Genomic DNA, 18,244 nt, shown 5'->3' with positions numbered 1-18,244 from the left:
ACAGCGATGTTGTATCGGCTGTCGGCTGGCTTGGCGCGGGTCGAATTGTGGTGCGCTGCCTTTCTGGCGGTCTGCATAACCGTTTTGATTTTGCTGAATGTCGTCACCCGCACGGCGGGTAACGCCCTGTTCTGGGTCGATGAACTGGCGATTTACGCGATGGTCTGGATGACCTTTCTGGGCGCGTCCGCCGCGTTGCATCATCGCAGTTCGGTGTCGATTTCCATTCTCTCCGACAATGTGCCGGATCACGCAAAACGGGTAATCCGCAAGACGGTCGATGTCGTTGTGTTCGCCTTCTCCGTCACGATGCTGTGGTTCTGTTGGCTCTGGTTTCTGCCGCTGGACATCGCGCTCAGCGGCTTTGACACCTTGGCTTTTCAAGGACAGACGTTCAATTTCATCTATGCCGAGCCGACACTGACCCTGGGCCTGCCAAAATACCTGTTCTGGCTTGTCATGTGGCTGTTTGCGCTTGGTGCAACTTTGCATTCCACCATGCACTTGCTGAGCGCCCCTACGAAGGGAACGCTAACATGAGTCCCATCGTCTTTCTGGCGACCCTGCTTCTGTCTGTCCCAGTGGCAATCGTGCTGGCCATCACCGCCATCTGGTACATCTGGGAAAGCGGCAACACTGTTCTTTATGACAGCTTCGCGCAGAAAATGTTCGGGGGTCTTGAGAACTATGGCCTTTTAGCCATTCCGCTTTTCATGCTGACCGGCGAGCTTATGAATGAGGGCGGAATGACCCGACGCCTTGTCGCGCTAGCGCGGGTGTTTGTCGGCGGGTTTCGTGGCGGGTTGGCTTATATCAACCTGCTGGCCAATATGTTCATGGCGGCGATCATCGGCTCTGCCACAGCACAGATCGCGGTGATGTCGCGCGCTATGGTCCCAGCGATGGATGAAGAAGGCTATGACAAAGGCTTTGCCGCCGCGACCACAGCCGCTGGTGGCTTATTGGCCCCGGTCATTCCGCCATCGATGATGTTCGTGATCTTTGGTGTGCTGGCCCAGATCCCCATAGGTGATATGTTCATTGCGGGTATTTTGCCGGGCTTAATTCTGGCTGGTGCTTTCGCGCTGGTCATCACTTTGATTGGTTGGCAGCAACAGTTTCCCAAAGGCCGCTGGATGACGCGGGCCGAGGCTTTCCGGTCCCTTATCAGCGCCGCTCCGGCCTTGCTGATCCCGCTGTCGATCATCGGCGGCATCCTGTTCGGGATCGCCACCCCGACCGAGTCCGCCGCGATTGCGTCCCTGATCGCCTTTCTAGTGGGCTGGTTGGTGTATGGCGATCTGAAACCGAAAAACCTAGCCGAGATGTTCAAACGCACCGCTGCCAATGCCTCGATGATCCTGTTCATGATTGCGGCCGCCAGTGTGTTTGGTTGGGTCATTATCTACGAAGAGATACCGCAGCATCTGGCCGGTTTGATCACATCCGTCACCTCGAACCCCTTTGTATTTCTGCTTATTGTAAATCTGGCTCTGTTGCTGGTTGGAATGGTGATCGACGGCATAGCAGCGATTATCCTGATCACACCTATCCTTCTGCCCATTGCAACCGGGTCCTATGACATCAGCCCCTATCAATTCGGCATAGTTGCCTGTTTGAACCTTGTGCTTGGCCTGCTGACACCGCCTGTCGGGATCGGATTGTACATCGCCTCATCTATGAGCGGTACCACACCGGGCTCAATCCTCAAATCGCTCTGGCCCTTCCTGATCGCGGTGACATTGGTTCTGCTTTTGCTCAGCTATTTCCCCAGCCTGTCGACACTGCTGATCTGAGGGGGAACCAAACGCTCATCTTCGCGACAGGAAAAACTTGCGCTAAACTTTACAAAAGTTGTCCGCTAGATTGAACCTAACGCCGTTCTTAGCACTCGCAGGGAAGAACATGCTGCTAGACACCCCAATCTGCAATTTTGGCTGGAAGGCCCCGGACTTCACGCTGAAGGATCCCAACGGCCAACTTTTCACGATGTCCGATCATCTGCGAAACGGACTGTTGATCGCCTTTATTTGCAATCATTGCCCATATGTTAAAACGCTGGCAGATCGGCTGACGCAGGACATGGACCTGTTAATGTCAAAGGGGATTGGAGTCTTGGCGGTGATGTCGAACGACTATCGCGACTATCCTGAAGATGCACCGGATAGAATGTTGGAATTCGCGCGCGAAAACGGGTTTAACTTCCCGTATCTGGTCGACGAAGAACAAACCGTTGGCCGAGCATATGGCGCAGTCTGTACACCCGATTTCTTTGGACTGAACGCAAATGGCTTGCTGCAATACCGTGGACGTCTGGACAATCTGCGCCGCGGCGAAACCGGAGCGCGCGTGCCGGAACTTGTCGATGCGATGCTTCGAATCGCCGAAACCGGCCAAGGCCCTCAGGATCAGACACCATCGATGGGTTGTTCGATCAAATGGACCCACGGAAGCGTTTAGGAGCAACGCGATGAACGTGCAGTACCTTGTTGCCACAACACACTCTTGACCCGCGCGGCCCTGTCGTTCTTGATAAGATCAATCGTCCCGCGCGGCCCAGACGCCGATCTTAGGGATCATACGAAAACGCGAAGAGCTTGGCATCGTCGCGTCTGAGTCATTCGCGGGGTCACATGGCAGATATCTCAGACTGGCTGAGCAAGCACGGCTTATCCAAATATGCCGACGCCTTTTCCCGGCATGAGATCGAGTTGAGCGATCTCTCGGAACTCAACGATGACGACCTGATCACAATTGGATTGCCGTTGGGTCCAAGACGGCGCTTTTTGAAGGCCATCCGCGAAGGCACGCAGGGACGTTCAGTTCCCGAACGCAATATTGTCGCCGAACGCAGGCAGCTGACGGTGATGTTCATAGATCTTGTGGGCTCGACGCCGTTGTCGCAACAGCTCGACCCCGAAGATCTGGCCGAGGTTTTAAGGCTGTTCAAGGAAACCTGCGCCGCAGCCGTCGCCGCATATGACGGACATATCGCCAGCTATTATGGCGACGGCATCATGGTGTTCTTTGGGTTTCCTCACGCGCATGAGGATGATCCCGAACGCGCGATACACGCGGGCTTGCGGATCATTCGCGAAATCCCCAACTTGCAGACCCACGCACAGCTTCAGGTGCGTATCGGTATCGCCACCGGCCTGGTCGTCGTTGGCGATCTGCGTGGTGAAAAGATGTTCGAGGATGGCACAGCGATGGGCGAAACCCCAAACCTCGCCGCGCGATTGCAATCCATGGCCGACCCAGGCGCCCTAATCATTGCGCCAACGACACACGAGCTTGCGGGCGATACGTTTGAATACGAACGTCGCGGTACATTTCAGTTGAAAGGTTTCGCCAAAGAGGTTGAAGCCTGGCAGGTCACCGGTACGCGCCAAACTCTCAGCCGGTTCATGGCCTCGGATGACACAGCGATGAGCTCGCTTGTCGGTCGAACGCTTGAATACAAAACCCTGCACAGCAAATGGGATTTGGCCCGGCAAGGGCATGGTCAAGTGGCGCTAGTGTCAGGCGAAGCAGGGATCGGAAAATCCCGCCTGATCGAAGAGCTGAGCCGATCGATTCCCGAAACCAAGTTCCAGCACATCCGGTTTCAATGCTCACCTTATCACGATGCCAGCGCACTGTACCCCGTCATTCGCCAGCTTGAGGCCGCGGCAGAATTGCGAGTGGACGACAGCGCGACGGAGAAACTGGACAAGTTAAAGCGCTTGTTTGGCGCACCGTCTGACCTCACGCTGAAACTGGCTGCATTACTTCTGTCGGTTCCATTCGAGGATCAGTTGGGTCCGCTGGATCTGACGCCTGATCAGTTGATGAAACAGACGCTGGACATGCTGGTGGATCATCTGCTTGAAACAGCCGGGAAGACTCCGCTGCTTGTGCTGTTCGAAGATGCGCATTGGATCGACCCAACAACAAAATTGATGCTCGACCTTGTTGTTGAACGCCTCGCTGATGCACCTGTGCTGATGGTGATGAGTTATCGCACGGGCTTTGATCCGGGTTGGACCTTCACCTCAAATCTAACTCATGTCGACTTGAAGCAGTTGGGTTTTGAACAAATCAAAGAAATCGTGGACGGCGTCGCCAATGGCAGACCTGTTCCAAAAGCGGCTTATGATGTAATCGCGGCCCGTTCCAACGGCGTTCCACTTTATGTCGAAGAAGTCACCAAGGACCTTATTGAGACCAACTTTCTGATTGATGGCACCGACACCTTAGCGGCTGGCGGTGCGTCGGCCTCATCTTCCGTTCCCAAGACACTGCATGATGCCTTGATGGCCCGGCTAGATCGACTGAGTTCGGCCAAAGAAGTGGCCCAGATAGGGGCGGTGATCGGACCAAATTTCTCGTTTCCTCTGATCGCCCAGGTTGCGCGGTTGGACGAAAGGGCGTTGCGGGCAGGTCTGGATTTGCTGGTGGAGGCAGACATCGTGAACAGCTCGGGCACGGTTCCAGAGCAGACCTTTACCTACCGTCACGCCCTCATTCGCGACACGGCGTATAACAGCCTTCTGAAACGCGAACGGCGAGGGCTGCACGCCCGCGTGGTCGAAGCATTGAAACAGACCAAACATCAAGACGCAGCAGTCGGCCCCGAGATACTTGCCCATCACTACACGATGGCAGACATGCCGAAGGAGGCGATCGATCATTGGTATCTGGCTGGGCAACGCTCTGTCGAACGGTCGGCTGCGGTCGAAGCGGTGACACAATTGGGCCGGGCCGTCGCCTTGCTTGAAAAGATGGACGACTCTGTCGACCGGGATCGAAACGAGACCCGCATTCAGGTTCTGCGAGCAGGCGTTCTCCGTTCGACTGCAGGCATTGCGGCCGATAAAACGGGCGCCGCTTACGCGCGAATACGCGACCTGTGCAACCGGCTGGGCGAAACCGAACAGCTTTTCCCGGTTCTCAATGGCCTTTACGCTTATCATTTGGTGCGGGGTGAATACAATCTGGCCAAGGACACTGCAGCGCAATTGCTGGATCTGGCAAAACTTGACGAGGAATCGCATCACACCATGATCGCGCATCGGGCCATGGGCGCCGTGTTGCTGCATATCGGGCATCTGGAATCTGCTTGTGATCACCTAAAACAGGCGCTGAGTTTGTATGATCCGGAACAGCACAGCCGACTGGCCTATGTCTATGGCACTGATCATGCCGCCATTACGTCCTGTTTTCTGAGCATAGCGGTCTGGCTTCGCGGCGAGCCAGACCGTGCCCTTGATATTCAGCTTCAGGCTGTGTCGGCGGCACAGGATTTGAAACATGCACACAGCATGGCGCAGACATTGACCTATCTTTGCATGCTTCATTTGCTGAGGCGCGACCCCCAACAGGTCTATCCTGTTGTGGCACAGCTGGAAGCGTTGGCTGTCAAACATGCGTTCCCGTTTATGACTTTAACAGCCAATGTCTGGCGCAGTTGGGCAGACGCACAGACAAATCCCAACCCAGACACCCTCAGCGTGATGCGCGACGCAGCCGAGGCTTGGTGGGCCAGTGGGGCCGGAAACTACAAACCCTTGTTTCTGACCGCGATGGCCGAGGTTGCTTTGAACGCGCAAGATTCAAGGTCCGCGCTGGACCTGCTGAACGAAGCACGTGCGCAGCAAGATTTAACCAATGAAGGGTGGGCGCAGGCTGAAACAGATCGAATCGAAGCGCTGTTACAGTCCTCGGACAAGCCAGCCGACCACCTGTTTTCGCACGCCCTGCAATCTGCGCGCGATCAGCAAGCCAGAATGTTCGAGCTTCGCGTGGCCGTAGATTATCTGCGGACCTGTCAGCGCTGCGGGCGTGCGCCCAAGGTTCCCCCTGACATCGAAGGCATACTAGACGCGATTACCGGCAGCACGCAAAACAGAGATGTCGCAGACGCCTTGGTTCTGCTCGAAAATACGCGACCTTCATAAGATCTGGCACCTGCTTTTTGCGTGAAGATGCTTGCGAAGGAGTGGCCCCGACCGAGAATAATCAGTCACTACTGTCACCAAAAGACAGACCTGCCGCCACACGGTTGGATCACTGATCCATGCGTCCTGCATTGTTGTGAACAGAGCCGATCAATCAATCCTATCCGGGTTGGCGCTATCTTTCGCTCGGATCGTTTTCAGCATAATCACGCAGAACGTCGATGTCCGCGATATCGGCGTGGTTCCTGTTGATCTTTACGCCAACTGTTTTCAAACGCGAAAACGCGCGGCTCAGACTTTCGGGTTTCATACCCAGACGCCCGGCAATCAACATCTTGTCATAGGGCAATTCAACTTCGCAGGTGCCACTTTCGACTTCACACAAATTCAGCAGGAACTCAGCTACGCGCTGCGCGCCTGTCTGCGCCTTGAGTTGCTCAAGCTGAGCGACCAGTGAATGCAGATGCGTAAAGGTAGCCGCCAGAATTGAGACACCTATTTCCGCGTCCTCTCGCATCAACGACAGCAACACGGGGCTTGGGATGTGCATAACTTCACAGGGGGACACGGCCTCGGCGGATACAGGGTATGGCACATCACGCAGGGCCACGGCCTCACCAAAGCTGTCGCCTCTGGTGAACACGCTCACCACCGCTTCGGCACCTGTCGGAGTAACCCGGAACAGTTTGACCCAACCGGCCAGAACAACATGGACTGCCTTTGCTTCTTCTTCCTGAAGAAAAATTGTCTCACCCCGGTCGTACTGTCGCCAAACGGCCTGACGCAGCAAAGTGTCGACATGCTGCTCAGGCAGGCTGCGCAAAAGCAGTGACTGGCGCGCAATTGCCTTTTGAGCCTCATGTGGCATGCAGGCGTCCCCCTGTTTGTCCGTTCCGGGCAGCGCCCGAATGATCAACCTTGACCAATGCTATGCCAAAGCCCGTTGCGGCGTACCACCCCTATTCTTGTCCCCAAACTTGACAATTGTCATGTCACGACCAGATCAGCTGACTTAAGCTCTGCTCAAAGCCAGTTATCCCGGGAGATGTCAGATGGACTTCGAGCGATTTTTCAGCCAGAGCCTCGATACTTTGAAGAACGAAGGCAATTACCGGGTTTTTATCGATTTGCAACGGCGTTGCGGGGCTTTTCCGAACGCCCGGCAGACCGACGGGCCAGTCCAGCGGGATGTGCGGATCTGGTGTTCAAACGACTATCTGGGCATGGGCCAGCATCCGTCGGTAATCACGGCTATGCACGATGCGCTGGACCGCTGCGGTGCTGGCGCGGGCGGAACGCGCAATATCTCGGGGACCACGCATGACCACGTGCTTCTGGAAGCTGAATTGGCTGAACTGCATGGCAAAGAAGCTGCGCTTCTGTTTACCTCGGGTTATGTTTCCAATTGGGCTGCGTTGGGAACGCTGGCTGCGAAAATTCCGGATCTGATTGTTTTCTCCGACGCGTTGAACCATGCCTCGATGATCGAAGGCATTCGCCACTCACGGGCGCAGAAGGTGATCTGGAACCACAATGACCTTGAGGATCTGGAGGCTAAATTGGCCGCCGCCGACCCCAACGCGCCCAAGATGATCGCATTCGAGTCTGTCTATTCTATGGATGGCGACATTGCCCCGATCAAAGAGATTTGCGATCTGGCCGACAAATACGGCGCAATGACCTATCTCGACGAAGTCCACGCCGTCGGTCTTTATGGCCCTCGCGGAGGCGGCATTGCCGAGCGCGAAGGGCTGATGGATCGGCTGACCGTTATTGAAGGCACATTGGGCAAGGCCTTTGGTGTGGTGGGCGGCTATATCGCGGCCTCTGCCGCGCTGTGCGATTTCGTCCGCAGCTTTGCCAGCGGGTTCATCTTCACCACCGCATTGCCGCCGTCGATCGCGGCTGGGGCTGCGGCCTCGATCCAGCATCTGAAACAATCGAGCGCGGAACGAGACTTGCAAAAACAGCGGGTGGCGCAGGTTCGGGCCCGTCTGGATGCCGAAGGCATTCCTCATTTGCCCAACCCCAGCCACATCATCCCGGTGATGGTGGGCGATCCGGTGAAATGCAAGTTCATCTCGGACACGCTGCTGGAAGAATTCGGCATCTACATTCAGCCCATCAACTATCCCACGGTTCCCAAAGGCACCGAACGCCTTCGGATTACGCCGTCTCCGGTTCATACGGACGAGGATATCGACCATCTGGTCGGTGCGCTTTCAGCCCTGTGGCAGCGCTGTCAGATCGCGCGCATGCCAATGGCCGCACAATAGTTCAAAGCACCCCTTTGCTTGAAAAACTGCCGCCCTTCGGGGCGGCACATTTTTGTTCAGAGCAGATAGAGGACGAAGACGATCAACGCAAAGCCCGTCAGAACCCCGGAAAACCCACGCAGCAAGGCCGGGCTGGTCGCGAGATCCAGATACTGCGCCAGAATGATGCGGCACTTGAGCAGCGCAAGACCCAGAATACCAGCGCCGACGATTTTAGGTCCAAGCGGAAACAGCGTCAGCAGCGCCGATGTTAGGCTGAGCGCCAACAGGGTGAACCACGCGCGTGTGAGCGCGTTTGGGAGCCTCCGGCGGGAGTATTTGTGAAAAGATGAACACGCAGGCATTTTAATTACCCAAGCAGGTAGATCACGGGGAACAGCATGATCCAGACCAGATCGACCATGTGCCAGAACTGCGCGCCTGCTTCGATATTGCGTGGATCGTCGCGCCAGGCCACCACGAGAAGGATTCCGACCCCGGCCAGAACATGGGCGGCGTGGAAGCCCGTCAAAAGGTAATAGAACAGAAAGAAGGGGTGGGTTTCATAGGTGATGCCCTGTGCGGCCTTTCCTGCGTATTCCACACCTTTGATACCCAGGAATACGATCCCCAACGCAACTGCAGCCACTAGAGCAAACCGTGCCTTGAACCGTTCCGCGGCGCGACGCCAGTGCAGAGCTTGCGCGGCCAGGTAACCCGACGTGACCAGCACCGCAGTGTTGAAGGCAGCTCCGGTGCGATAGAGATGCGATTGCGCCTCGGCAAAGCCCACAGGATCGGTCAGTCGCACGCCCATAAAGGCAATGAGGCCAGCACCGAAGACCAGCAGTTCCGATATGATCAGAACCCACATCAGCAACTCGCCAGGTAATTCGTCGATCAAGGAAGCGTTGCTCATGCCCCGACCAGCTGGCGGTAGATTTGAGGCAGGGCCATGGTCAGGCGGTGCGGGTCGGGGATGACAGCGAAACCGCCCTGCCCGAACATGCGTGGGAACCAGCTTTTGCCAGTTTTGTCGATGGTGACGCCAAAAACCGATTGCCCGGCACGGCGCGCCTCACGTACCGCCATGCAGGTGTCTTCAATACCGTGGCGGCCTTCGTAATGGTCGAGGTCGTTGGGCTTGCCGTCTGTAATAACCAACAACAACCGACGCTTGCGGGATTGGCTGGCCAGATCGGCAGAGCAATGGCGGATCGCCGCGCCGAGCCGGGTGTAGTGACCCGGTCGCAGTGAGGCAATACGTTGCTCGACCTTAGCCCCCATTGGTTCATCGAACCGCTTGCAGCGCTGCACATAGACACGTTGACGTTTCAAAGAACTGAACGCGTGGATGGAAAAGTCGTCGCCACAGGCGTTTAGACCCCAGGCAAGCGCGGCCAAAGCCTCGCGTTCGATGTCGATCACGGCGCGACCTGTGACCGCGCTTTCGGTCGAGCGGCTGACATCCAACAGAATCGACACCGCCAGATCACGGGCTTCCGGGCGCGATTGCATCCAGATGCGCTCGTTTGCTTCGCCGCTCGCCATTCGCTCAGTTTCGGCCCGTACCGCAGCTTCGATGTCCAGCTGGTCTCCGTCCAGATGGCCTCGCGTCATCACCCTACCAGGGCGCAGAGCCTCGAACTGGCGTTTCACAGCACGGATACGGCGGGCAGTTGCAGGATCCTTGCCAAACTCGGCCGCGTCTTCGCGGATATCGGCATCTGAAAGCAGAACATTGACGTGATCCGGCAGATATTGCCCGGTCCGCACGTCCCATTCAGGATAGAGAATCCGACCAGATAAGCGTTCGCGATTCACATCCTCTGGCGCAAGGTCCAGATGCAGTTTCAATTTGGTTGGCGGCGCTTTTGAGATCTGACCCAAGCCGATCTCTTCCTGATCGTCAGCGGCTTTCTTGGCATTGTCAGGATCGTCGTCATCGATGCGGCGGTTGATATTCAGGAACTCGGCCCAGCTGAGGATCGCTTCGAATTTGTGCAGTATGAAACTGTCACTGCGCTCGGCCTGATCGGACTTTCGGCGGCGGGCCCGGTGAGTTTTCTCACCAGACTCTTCAGGTTCGCCCTCAGTCTCGGGGTTTTCCACCTCGTTATGTTCGGAAAACCCAACCGCCCGCAATTCGGGCCACAGGGGAACCGGGCGGAAATGTTGATAGCCCCGCGGCGCAGACAGGTCGTTATCTACTGCAGTCAAAAGCTGTTCGGCTCTTGAAGACAGAGGGGCAGGGTCGCCCAGCATATGACGGACAAGCTCTTCTACTGCTGCCTCATCGGGCGGCAGGTCGGGAACGTTACGGTGATGCAGAACGCCCTTGCACAGCTCGGTATAAAGCGGACGGAGCCCGGGGGCGTTATCTAATGTTGCATCGACCATGTGTTGAGCAGCGATCAGGGCGCGCAGGTCAGCGCGTAATGCGTCATCTTCGTCGATGCGGGTTCCGGCATGAGCCGCAGCGGCGGCCAGCCAGACATAAAGCGCGCCATTTGCTTCACGCGCAGGGAACACAGCCAGGCGATCCGGTAGCCGAAGCACTTCACCGTCAAACGATGCGCGGGGCATCAGTTCGACCTCAGTCGCCAATCGGCGCCGCCAGCTTAGGCGGTGGCGCGAAACCTCGGGTGAGACCGGGCGCAATTCAACGCCCGGACTACCCCCAAGTCCTCGAAAAAGGACAGCCAGCCGCCCCGCGACCTGAGACAGGTCAACCGCGGCTCCTTCATGCACCTGGGGTGCATCGAGGCGACTGGCTAGGGTGTGCCACAGTTTCCCGATCGTTTCTTCGGGTTCCCATGGCTCAAAGTCGATCTTGACCATCGGCCGGCCTCACCCAAAGACAGCCGTGACAAGATCGAGGAGCCCGCGTTTGATGTCCTCGTCATCTGTCAGAGGTTCAACCATAGCGGCGAGGATGGCGCGGTCGGTGGACATGCCTTGCGCAATCAGCGTCGCGGCATAAACGACCAGACGGGTGGAAACGCCTTCCTCAAGGTCCTGACCCTTGAGCCCGCGCAGCTTGTTCGCCAGTCGCACCAGCGGTTTGCACCGCTCCAGCGGCAACCCACTTTCCTGAGCGACGACCTGCGCCTCCATTTCAGGCGACGGGAAGTCGAACTCGAGCGAGATAAACCTCTGACGGGTCGAGGGTTTCAGGGTTTTCAGGATATTCTGGTATCCAGGGTTATATGAAGCCACCAGCATGAAGCCGGGCGCAGCCTCAAGCTCTTCACCTGTGCGGTCAATCGGCAGGATACGCCGGTCGTCGGTTAGCGGGTGTAGGACGACGGTGACATCCTTACGGGCCTCGACCACCTCATCAAGATAGCAGATCGCGCCTTCGCGCACCGCCCGGGTCAGGGGGCCATCGACCCAGACGGTTTCGCCACCTTTCAGCAAATAGCGCCCGATCAGGTCGGCTGCGGCCAAATCATCGTGACAGGCCACGGTGTAAAGCGGGCGGCCGAGTTTGGCCGCCATATGAGCGACAAAGCGGGTCTTTCCGCAGCCTGTTGGACCTTTCAGCAGAACCGGCAGGTCGTTGTTATACGCGGCGCAGAACACATCGCATTCATCGCCTTGGGGCAGGTAGAAGGGGGCGTTTGCCGCCCCCTCATTCAGTTTCATGGAGCCGTCCATATCCATCACTCCGCAGGGGTTTCGGCTGCGCCGGGTTCAATGACCTCTTTCCGGGGCACCCAGATCGAGTAGATGAACAGCAGCGCACCAAGAACCACAACCACACCGGAACCAAGACGCATCCAGTAGAAGACCGCGATCTGGTCCTGCACGTCCATGAAGTAGTCACCAACCACGCGCTGCATGTGCGTTTGCACGGTTCCGCCAAAAGTCAGGACGAAGGTCATAAAGACCATACCGCTGGTCATCAGCCAGAACGAGCCCATGTTCAGCACCTGGTTATACGGATCGCGGTTTTTCAGGATCGGCATAGCATAGGTGAAGATCGCCAAGTTGAGGCAGACATAAGCACCGTAGAAGGCCAGATGGCCGTGTGCGGCAGTGATCTGCGTGCCGTGGGTATAGTAGTTCACCCCATGCAGCGTATGCAGGAAACCCCAGACACCGGCGCCGAAGAAGGCAAGCGTGGCACATCCCAACGACCAAAGCAGCGCGGCTTTGTTGGGGTGGTCACGGCGGCCCTTCCAGACCATGACAAAGGCAAAGGCCATCATTGCAAAGAACGGGATCACCTCGAGGCTCGAGAAGATCGACCCGATCCACTGCCAATAGGCTGGCGTACCGATCCAGTAGTAGTGGTGCCCGGTCCCCAGAATGCCCGAGAACAGCGCGGCGGCGACGATGACATACAGCCATTTCTCGACCACCTCACGGTCCACACCGGTCAGCTTCAGCATCAGGTAGGCCAGGATCGAAGCCATAATTAGCTCCCAGACGCCTTCCACCCACAGGTGGACAACATACCACCAGTACTGCTTGTCGAGGGACAGGTTGCCGGGGTTGTAGAAGGCAAACAGGAACAGCAAGGCCAGACCCCACAGGCCCAACAGAAGAATGTTGGAGATGGCGGTCTTTTTGCCCTTCAGGACGGTCATCGACACGTTGTAAAGGAACATGAGCGCGGCCACGACGATGCCCGCCTTGACCCATTTGGGTTGTTCAAGGAACTCGCGCCCCTCTTTGCCCAGCAACCAGTTGCCTTCGAACAGGTTGAAGACATAGGTGACGACGACACCCAAGGTGCCGACCACAAGAATGATCAGCTGAAGGTAGGCCAGCGTTGGCGAATGGATTTCGCGTTCAGTCTCTTCCGGGATCAGGAAGTACGCTGCACCGAAGAAACCGAGCAGCAGCCAGACGATCAGAGAGTTGGTGTGCAGCATCCGCACGATGTTGAATGGCAGAAGCTCACTCAGGAAGTTTGGGAATACATAGATGAAACCGGCCAGTAGGCCGCCGATCACCTGTATTGCGAACAAGGCCATGGCTACAGCGAAGTAGGTGTAGGCGATTTTTTGGGATTCGTATTTCATTGCTCCGTTCCCTTTCTCAGCCTGCCTCGTTGGGCGGCCAGTCCTGAGCGTCGATATTGTCCGTCCAGATCAGGAAGTTGGTCAGATCACGGATTTCTTCGTCGCTGAGGTTGAAATTGGGCATTTGTCGGCGGCCGGGAATGCCGGTCGGTTGTGCTTCCATCCAGCCCTTGAGCGATTCAAAGGCCGATTCCGGGTCATCCAGAACGCCCCAGCGGGTCATCACATTGCCCACTTCGGGAGCATAGTAAGCCCCTTCCCCAAGGATAGTGTGGCAGTTGATACAGGCGTGTTTTTCCCAGACATGCTTGCCGCGGATCACGCTTTCATCAAGTTTGGCGGCGTTTTCCGAGTTAACGATATACAGGTGCGAATGGGCCGACAGGGCCAGAAAGATGAGGATGAAGAACAGTGACCCGCCATAGAATATGTTGCGAGCCATGCTCTTTGTCATGACTTCTCGCATCGCGCTCTCCTTTGCGCAGATTAGCTAGTATTTGCACAATGGCGGGAGGTGCGCAGCGGTGCCTTAACGAAAGTCAAGACCACGAAACTGAGCGCGCGCAGGTGGCTGAAATTGCTGACAGGAAACCAAAATACGCCCTAAAATGACTTAAATTCATACAATGATAACAGGTACGGCGCGAAATGGCGGAAGTGTGAATCAACGCTTCTGATCAGCAGTAATAGGTGACGGGTTAATCAATGGCGAACTATTCATATATCGGCTACGATCCGGGGGTCATTTCGGTCAATTTTACCGGTTTCAGCACTGGCACTATTACGCTTTCCGGGACCTATGATGCTGCCACGGACCGTCGGGGCTTTGACGTAACTGACACGGCCGGTGGCACACTGGTCAATGGCGACCCAGACAACGGAACCGACTTTAACGGCGATCGATTCAACAACGAATTCGGCGACGACCTGACCCAATCCGGGGTCGTGACCAACCTTGATGGGTCAGTTACGATAGATTCGGGCGCTATCTATCTTGAGGAATCTTATAGCCTCGCCAAACCCGGCGGCGGCACCATCGATGTATTTCGGGTCGAAGTTGAAGGTAATCTGGTTGGATACATCACCTCAGAACCGCTGGTCCCCGGAACGAACTATTCCTTTGTCAGATCGAACGTCACCCCGACAAACGCACCGGATACGTCTGACCCTACGGCGATTGTCGATGTTCCCTGCGTCGCAGCAGGAACACAGATCACGACACAGGACGGACCTGTCTCAATCGAAAATCTAAGGGTCGGCGATCTGGTCGCAACTGCGGATAACGGATCGCAAAAAAAATCGCTGGATTGGAGCGCGTAAATTGAATGCTGCGGATCTGGCCCCGCGTCCCAAGCTGAAGCCCATTCGGATTGCGGCAGGAAGCCTTGGCAGTGGCTTGCCCAAACGAGATCTCGTGGTGTCACCACAACACCGCATGATGCTGCGTTCACCAATTGCAGTGCGTATGTTTGACAGCGCAGAGGTTCTGCTTCCGGCGCACAAACTTGTTGGCATTCCCGGCATCACGGTTGAGACAGGTGCGCAAGACGTTGTCTACTACCACATTCTTTTCGACCGGCACGAGATCGTCTTTGCCGAAGGTGCACCTTCCGAAAGACTGTTTACCGGCACACAAGCTTTGGCCAGCATCCATCTAGATGGTCGCGCCGAGATCCTTGAACTGTTTCCGGAGCTTGCGCAACCGGGTTACGTCCCTCAACCAGCCCGTCACATTCCAGAACAAGGCAGACGCGCACGCGCGCTCGTTTTCCGCCATATCAAGAATGAACGCCCACTGATCTCTGACAATTAGGTCGGGCCGGATCGGGTTTTTCAGCTTGGCCTGGATACCCGAGGTCCTGTCAATGCAGGCCACATCGCAAAGACATACAGCCCAACAGCTGCAATCCAAAGGCCATCAGCCGCCAGCATGGCGGCCATGTAGCCGCCTGTAAGCTCTGACCCCAGCCAGCGCACCAGAGCCGCCGCCGCCATAAGACCGTATGCGACCACCATCGGAGAAGGCGCAACCAGAGGACGCCCGCTGTGACCCAAGGCGGCACGACTCATAACGGCCAAAGTCATACCGCCAACACACCCAATTCCCAGAATGTGAAGCGCGCCGATCTCGTTGCCAAACCCGACCGTTGCCAGACCCCAGAGAATCAGCCCCAATGCCAGCATACTCAGTCCCAGATGTAACGCGATAAGGATTGGCCTACGCAGAGCCCAGCCAACCCTCCAGCGCGCCATGCGCACCAGTTGAACACAGCCCAGCAGAAGGGCAACACCACCCGCCACCGGGCTTATGTTAAATGTCAGCACGAGCAGAGGCAAAAGCAAGGCCAAGATCATCACCGCCTTGTCGACTTGCGGCACGGAAACGGGCCAGGACGCCTCGGGCTGACCTTCCCGCTTCATTGCGTTGCGAGTAAAAGCAGGCGTAATCCGACCCCCTAAAATCGCAATCATCGAACATATGGCAAGCAAGCCCGCCCGAACGCCTGTGATCAAGGTGTCCGAAGTGACCCCGATCCAATCCAGATGGATCAAAAGATTGGCGGTCCAGATCAAACCGAGAAGATACAAAAAGACAATGTTCTGCGGCTTGGGACGTCGGATCAACTGGCTTGCAACCTTCAGCGCCAGAATAGGCACGAAACTCAGATCCACCAAAGCGACGGTCACGGGGGACAACGAACCGGAAAACCAAACTGCAATCCGGCCAGCAATCCAGAGTAACGCCACCACAGTGATAAAGCGTGCCCGCGCCTCGGGCGCTCCGGTCCAATTTGGGACGGCTGTCAAGAAAAACCCGCCCAATGCTGCCGTTGCATATCCAAAGATCATCTCGTGCGCGTGCCACATAACAGGTGGCATGGCATAGCTTTGGTTTACAAACGGCAACAACCCGTCCAGTGAAGCCAACCACACGCCCCAGGCAACGCCGGCGAATACACCGTAAAGGCCCGCTAATAGGAAAAAGACACGAAAACCCTCACTGAAAACGCGTGTAATTACGGAAGACATCCCTGCTCTCCATAGCCTCGCTTGCCGTTGATCAAGCTCTATCGCAGCAGCAGGTGCACGGACTTAACAGAAATCAAGACCCCCTTAAAACATGTGTGAAAATGTCAAGTTTTATTGGCGTTTCGACGCTTTAATTTTACCTGGAAGTCTCAGTTTGCGCTCTTGCCGTTGACTTTGGTCAAGGATGACATCTCCGTGATGGCTCAGTCTCTCTCCTGCCTCACCACGCAAATGGAGAGTGATCATGTCACTTGGAATCAGCTACAACAAAACTGGCCGCACATTGGGGGTCGGATTGGCAATGTTGTTGGGCAGCGTCGCTGCTCCAACCTTCGCCGAAGAGCCAACTCTCAGCAAGGAAGCCTTTGAATCATCCAAACAACTGTACTTTGAACGCTGCGCCGGCTGTCACGGCGTGCTGCGCAAAGGGGCGACAGGTAAAAGCCTTGAGCCATTGGTGGAAACCAAAAACGCCGACGGTACCGTAACCGAATCCGGCACCCTGAAGCTGGGTCAGGAACGGCTTGAAAAGATCATCGCCTGGGGGACCGAAGGCGGGATGAACAACTTTTCGGACGTTATGTCCGAAGAAGAAATCCGCGATATGGCAACCTACATCCAGATGGAACCGCCCCAGCCACCGGAAATGTCGCTTGAACAGATGATGGCGACACGCAAGGTCTATGTTGAACCCGAAGACTACCCGACCGAGCCACTACATGGCCGCAACTGGGAAAACTTCTTCGTGGTCATCGAACGTGACGTGGGCAAGGTGGCCGTGATCGACGGTGACACCAAGGAAGTTCTGGCGCACATCCCGACGGGTTACGCCGTGCACGTTCTGAAAGCCTCCGAACACCATAAACTGGAAGAACCGGAAAACCCGGGCCGCTTCTGGTACACGATGGGTCGCGACGGCAAGATGACCAAGATCGACCTGTGGCAGAACCCCGAGAACATGTTGGTGGCCGAAGTGACCATTGGCTATGACGCCCGCGACGTGGCAGTTTCGGGCGACGGTAAATACGTGATCGGTGGGGCCTACTGGCCTCCGCACTTCGCCATTGTCGACGCCGAAACCATGGAGCCGAAGAAGGTTGTCTCGACCCGCGGCTACAACGTCGATGGGGACTATGTGGAAGAGGCCCGCGTGGCTGCGATCTACACCACTCCAAACGAACCCACCTGGATCGTTGCCGTGAAAGAACTGGGTCAGTTGTGGCAGGTCGACTACACCGATCTGGAAAACCTGCGGATCGACAAGATCGACAGCGCCAAGTTCCTGCATGACGGGTTCTTTGACCCGACCGGCCGTTACTTTCAGATCGCCGCGAACGCGTCGAACAAGATGGTTGTGGTCGATACCGAAACCCACAAGCTGGAAGCTCTGATCGACACCGCGCCGCTGCCGCACCCCGGCCCGGGCGCCAACTGGGATGATCCGAATTGCGGCCCTGTTGCCGGTACAACCCACCTGGGTGAAGGCACCGTGACCGTTTGGAGCAACGACCCCGAAGGTCGCCCGGATGATGCCTGGAAGGTCTGCTACGAAGTCGAAACCGACGGACCCGGTCTGTTCATTCGGACACACCCGGAATCAGACTACATCTGGGCTGACCAGACCAAGCACCCCGAGCCTGAGATCCAGCAATCGGTGCAGGTCATCGACAAGGCAACCGGTGAAATCGTGAAAACGATCCAGATCACTGAAGAGGAAGGCAACGTCGCCGTCCACTTCGAGTTCAACCAGGATGGGTCTGAGGTCTGGGTTTCCAAGTGGAACCGCTCGACCTCGAAAGAACCAAACGGTGAGATCGTGATCTTTGACGCCAAGACGCTGGAAGAAATCGGCCGCGTGAAGGGTCTGTTTGCGCCCACCGGCAAGTTCAACGTCTACAATCGGTCAAACCACGTCACCTGACGGATTTACACATGAAACAGAAAGGGCGGGCCCCTCGCCCGCCCTTTCTTCGTTTTCCCCATCAGC

The 18,244-nt window shown here is 56.5% G+C and carries 16 protein-coding genes; 8 read left to right on the top strand and 8 right to left on the bottom strand.

All coding sequences use genetic code 11. From position 1 onward, the window contains the following. Window positions 1-6: 6 nt before the first annotated feature. The 4 genes from I9187_RS17820 to I9187_RS17805 all read left to right on the top strand — a co-directional run bounded on the left by I9187_RS17820 (window position 7) and on the right by I9187_RS17805 (window position 5,939). Entirely contained in the window at window positions 7-540 is a 534-nt protein-coding gene (locus I9187_RS17820) for a TRAP transporter small permease subunit (RefSeq protein ID WP_171177131.1), read from the top strand. Continuing rightward, complete coding sequence (locus I9187_RS17815) at window positions 537-1,796, top strand: TRAP transporter large permease (RefSeq protein WP_171177133.1); 1,260 nt, start codon at window positions 537-539, stop codon at window positions 1,794-1,796. The genes I9187_RS17820 and I9187_RS17815 overlap by 4 nt, the downstream gene beginning before the upstream one ends. Window positions 1,797-1,905: 109 nt before the next feature. Continuing rightward, entirely contained in the window at window positions 1,906-2,460 is a 555-nt protein-coding gene (locus tag I9187_RS17810; protein ID WP_171238289.1) for a thioredoxin family protein, read from the top strand. Between the two features lie 173 nt (window positions 2,461-2,633). Next, a complete protein-coding gene (locus tag I9187_RS17805; RefSeq protein ID WP_171238288.1) occupies window positions 2,634-5,939 on the top strand; it encodes an adenylate/guanylate cyclase domain-containing protein in 3,306 nt (1,101 codons plus the stop codon). A 175-nt stretch (window positions 5,940-6,114) separates the two neighbouring features. Here the strand turns inward: I9187_RS17805 and I9187_RS17800 are convergent, their stop codons facing one another. Next, window positions 6,115-6,807 carry a Crp/Fnr family transcriptional regulator gene (locus I9187_RS17800; protein ID WP_171177140.1) on the bottom strand — a complete coding sequence of 231 codons (693 nt, stop codon included), beginning with the start codon at window positions 6,805-6,807 and terminating at the stop codon, window positions 6,115-6,117. Between the two features lie 184 nt (window positions 6,808-6,991). Between I9187_RS17800 and hemA the strand changes: the two genes are divergently transcribed. Beyond that, window positions 6,992-8,215 (top strand): 5-aminolevulinate synthase, encoded by a 1,224-nt coding sequence (gene hemA, locus I9187_RS17795; RefSeq protein WP_171235100.1) that lies wholly within the window; start codon window positions 6,992-6,994, stop codon window positions 8,213-8,215. A 56-nt stretch (window positions 8,216-8,271) separates the two neighbouring features. Here hemA and I9187_RS17790 read toward each other — a convergent pair whose 3' ends face one another. The 6 genes from I9187_RS17790 to I9187_RS17765 all read right to left on the bottom strand — a co-directional run bounded on the left by I9187_RS17790 (window position 8,272) and on the right by I9187_RS17765 (window position 13,693). Continuing rightward, complete coding sequence (locus I9187_RS17790) at window positions 8,272-8,481, bottom strand: nitric oxide reductase F protein (RefSeq protein WP_245223281.1); 210 nt, start codon at window positions 8,479-8,481, stop codon at window positions 8,272-8,274. Window positions 8,482-8,564: 83 nt separating this feature from the next. Then, complete coding sequence (locus I9187_RS17785; RefSeq protein WP_171177146.1) at window positions 8,565-9,113, bottom strand: cytochrome c oxidase subunit 3; 549 nt, start codon at window positions 9,111-9,113, stop codon at window positions 8,565-8,567. Continuing rightward, window positions 9,110-11,035, bottom strand: a complete 1,926-nt coding sequence (locus tag I9187_RS17780; protein WP_171177148.1) for a VWA domain-containing protein — start codon at window positions 11,033-11,035, stop codon at window positions 9,110-9,112. Before I9187_RS17780 ends, I9187_RS17785 begins: the two co-directional genes overlap by 4 nt. Window positions 11,036-11,044: 9 nt before the next feature. Continuing rightward, the gene (locus I9187_RS17775; protein ID WP_171094613.1) at window positions 11,045-11,860 is read right to left on the bottom strand and encodes a CbbQ/NirQ/NorQ/GpvN family protein; all 816 of its coding nucleotides are present in this window, start codon (window positions 11,858-11,860) and stop codon (window positions 11,045-11,047) included. Further along, entirely contained in the window at window positions 11,860-13,227 is a 1,368-nt protein-coding gene (locus tag I9187_RS17770) for a cbb3-type cytochrome c oxidase subunit I (RefSeq protein ID WP_209509359.1), read from the bottom strand. Before I9187_RS17770 ends, I9187_RS17775 begins: the two co-directional genes overlap by 1 nt. A gap of 16 nt (window positions 13,228-13,243) precedes the next feature. Beyond that, window positions 13,244-13,693 carry a cytochrome c gene (locus I9187_RS17765; RefSeq protein WP_171094608.1) on the bottom strand — a complete coding sequence of 150 codons (450 nt, stop codon included), beginning with the start codon at window positions 13,691-13,693 and terminating at the stop codon, window positions 13,244-13,246. 239 nt (window positions 13,694-13,932) lie between these two features. Between I9187_RS17765 and I9187_RS22145 the strand changes: the two genes are divergently transcribed. Beyond that, window positions 13,933-14,547 carry a Hint domain-containing protein gene (locus I9187_RS22145; protein WP_253282816.1) on the top strand — a complete coding sequence of 205 codons (615 nt, stop codon included), beginning with the start codon at window positions 13,933-13,935 and terminating at the stop codon, window positions 14,545-14,547. 1 nt (window position 14,548) lies between these two features. Next, window positions 14,549-15,040 (top strand): Hint domain-containing protein, encoded by a 492-nt coding sequence (locus tag I9187_RS22140; protein WP_280922847.1) that lies wholly within the window; start codon window positions 14,549-14,551, stop codon window positions 15,038-15,040. Between the two features lie 20 nt (window positions 15,041-15,060). On the opposite strand, the gene I9187_RS17755 is transcribed toward I9187_RS22140, so the two are convergent. Next, window positions 15,061-16,257, bottom strand: a complete 1,197-nt coding sequence (locus I9187_RS17755) for an NnrS family protein (protein ID WP_171177152.1) — start codon at window positions 16,255-16,257, stop codon at window positions 15,061-15,063. A 244-nt stretch (window positions 16,258-16,501) separates the two neighbouring features. Between I9187_RS17755 and I9187_RS17750 the strand changes: the two genes are divergently transcribed. Beyond that, window positions 16,502-18,178 (top strand): cytochrome D1 domain-containing protein, encoded by a 1,677-nt coding sequence (locus I9187_RS17750; protein WP_171177154.1) that lies wholly within the window; start codon window positions 16,502-16,504, stop codon window positions 18,176-18,178. Window positions 18,179-18,244: the final 66 nt, after the last annotated feature.

Origin of the sequence: Ruegeria sp. HKCCE4148, from assembly GCF_017872495.1 — a bacterium.
Classification (GTDB): domain Bacteria; phylum Pseudomonadota; class Alphaproteobacteria; order Rhodobacterales; family Rhodobacteraceae; genus Ruegeria.
Note: the sequence above shows the minus strand (reverse complement) of the source record. Positions and strands in the feature narration are given on the sequence as shown.

Coding starts and splice junctions, on each gene's coding strand:
- I9187_RS17750 (WP_171177154.1), top strand. CDS start 16,502: ATGTCACTTGGAATCAGCTACAACAAAACTGGCCGCACATTGGGGGTC.
- I9187_RS17755 (WP_171177152.1), bottom strand. CDS start 16,257: ATGTCTTCCGTAATTACACGCGTTTTCAGTGAGGGTTTTCGTGTCTTT.
- I9187_RS17805 (WP_171238288.1), top strand. CDS start 2,634: ATGGCAGATATCTCAGACTGGCTGAGCAAGCACGGCTTATCCAAATAT.
- I9187_RS17765 (WP_171094608.1), bottom strand. CDS start 13,693: ATGCGAGAAGTCATGACAAAGAGCATGGCTCGCAACATATTCTATGGC.
- I9187_RS17800 (WP_171177140.1), bottom strand. CDS start 6,807: ATGCCACATGAGGCTCAAAAGGCAATTGCGCGCCAGTCACTGCTTTTG.
- I9187_RS17810 (WP_171238289.1), top strand. CDS start 1,906: ATGCTGCTAGACACCCCAATCTGCAATTTTGGCTGGAAGGCCCCGGAC.
- I9187_RS17780 (WP_171177148.1), bottom strand. CDS start 11,035: ATGGTCAAGATCGACTTTGAGCCATGGGAACCCGAAGAAACGATCGGG.
- I9187_RS22145 (WP_253282816.1), top strand. CDS start 13,933: ATGGCGAACTATTCATATATCGGCTACGATCCGGGGGTCATTTCGGTC.
- I9187_RS17770 (WP_209509359.1), bottom strand. CDS start 13,227: ATGAAATACGAATCCCAAAAAATCGCCTACACCTACTTCGCTGTAGCC.
- I9187_RS17785 (WP_171177146.1), bottom strand. CDS start 9,113: ATGAGCAACGCTTCCTTGATCGACGAATTACCTGGCGAGTTGCTGATG.
- I9187_RS17815 (WP_171177133.1), top strand. CDS start 537: ATGAGTCCCATCGTCTTTCTGGCGACCCTGCTTCTGTCTGTCCCAGTG.
- I9187_RS17820 (WP_171177131.1), top strand. CDS start 7: ATGTTGTATCGGCTGTCGGCTGGCTTGGCGCGGGTCGAATTGTGGTGC.
- hemA (WP_171235100.1), top strand. CDS start 6,992: ATGGACTTCGAGCGATTTTTCAGCCAGAGCCTCGATACTTTGAAGAAC.
- I9187_RS17775 (WP_171094613.1), bottom strand. CDS start 11,860: ATGGATATGGACGGCTCCATGAAACTGAATGAGGGGGCGGCAAACGCC.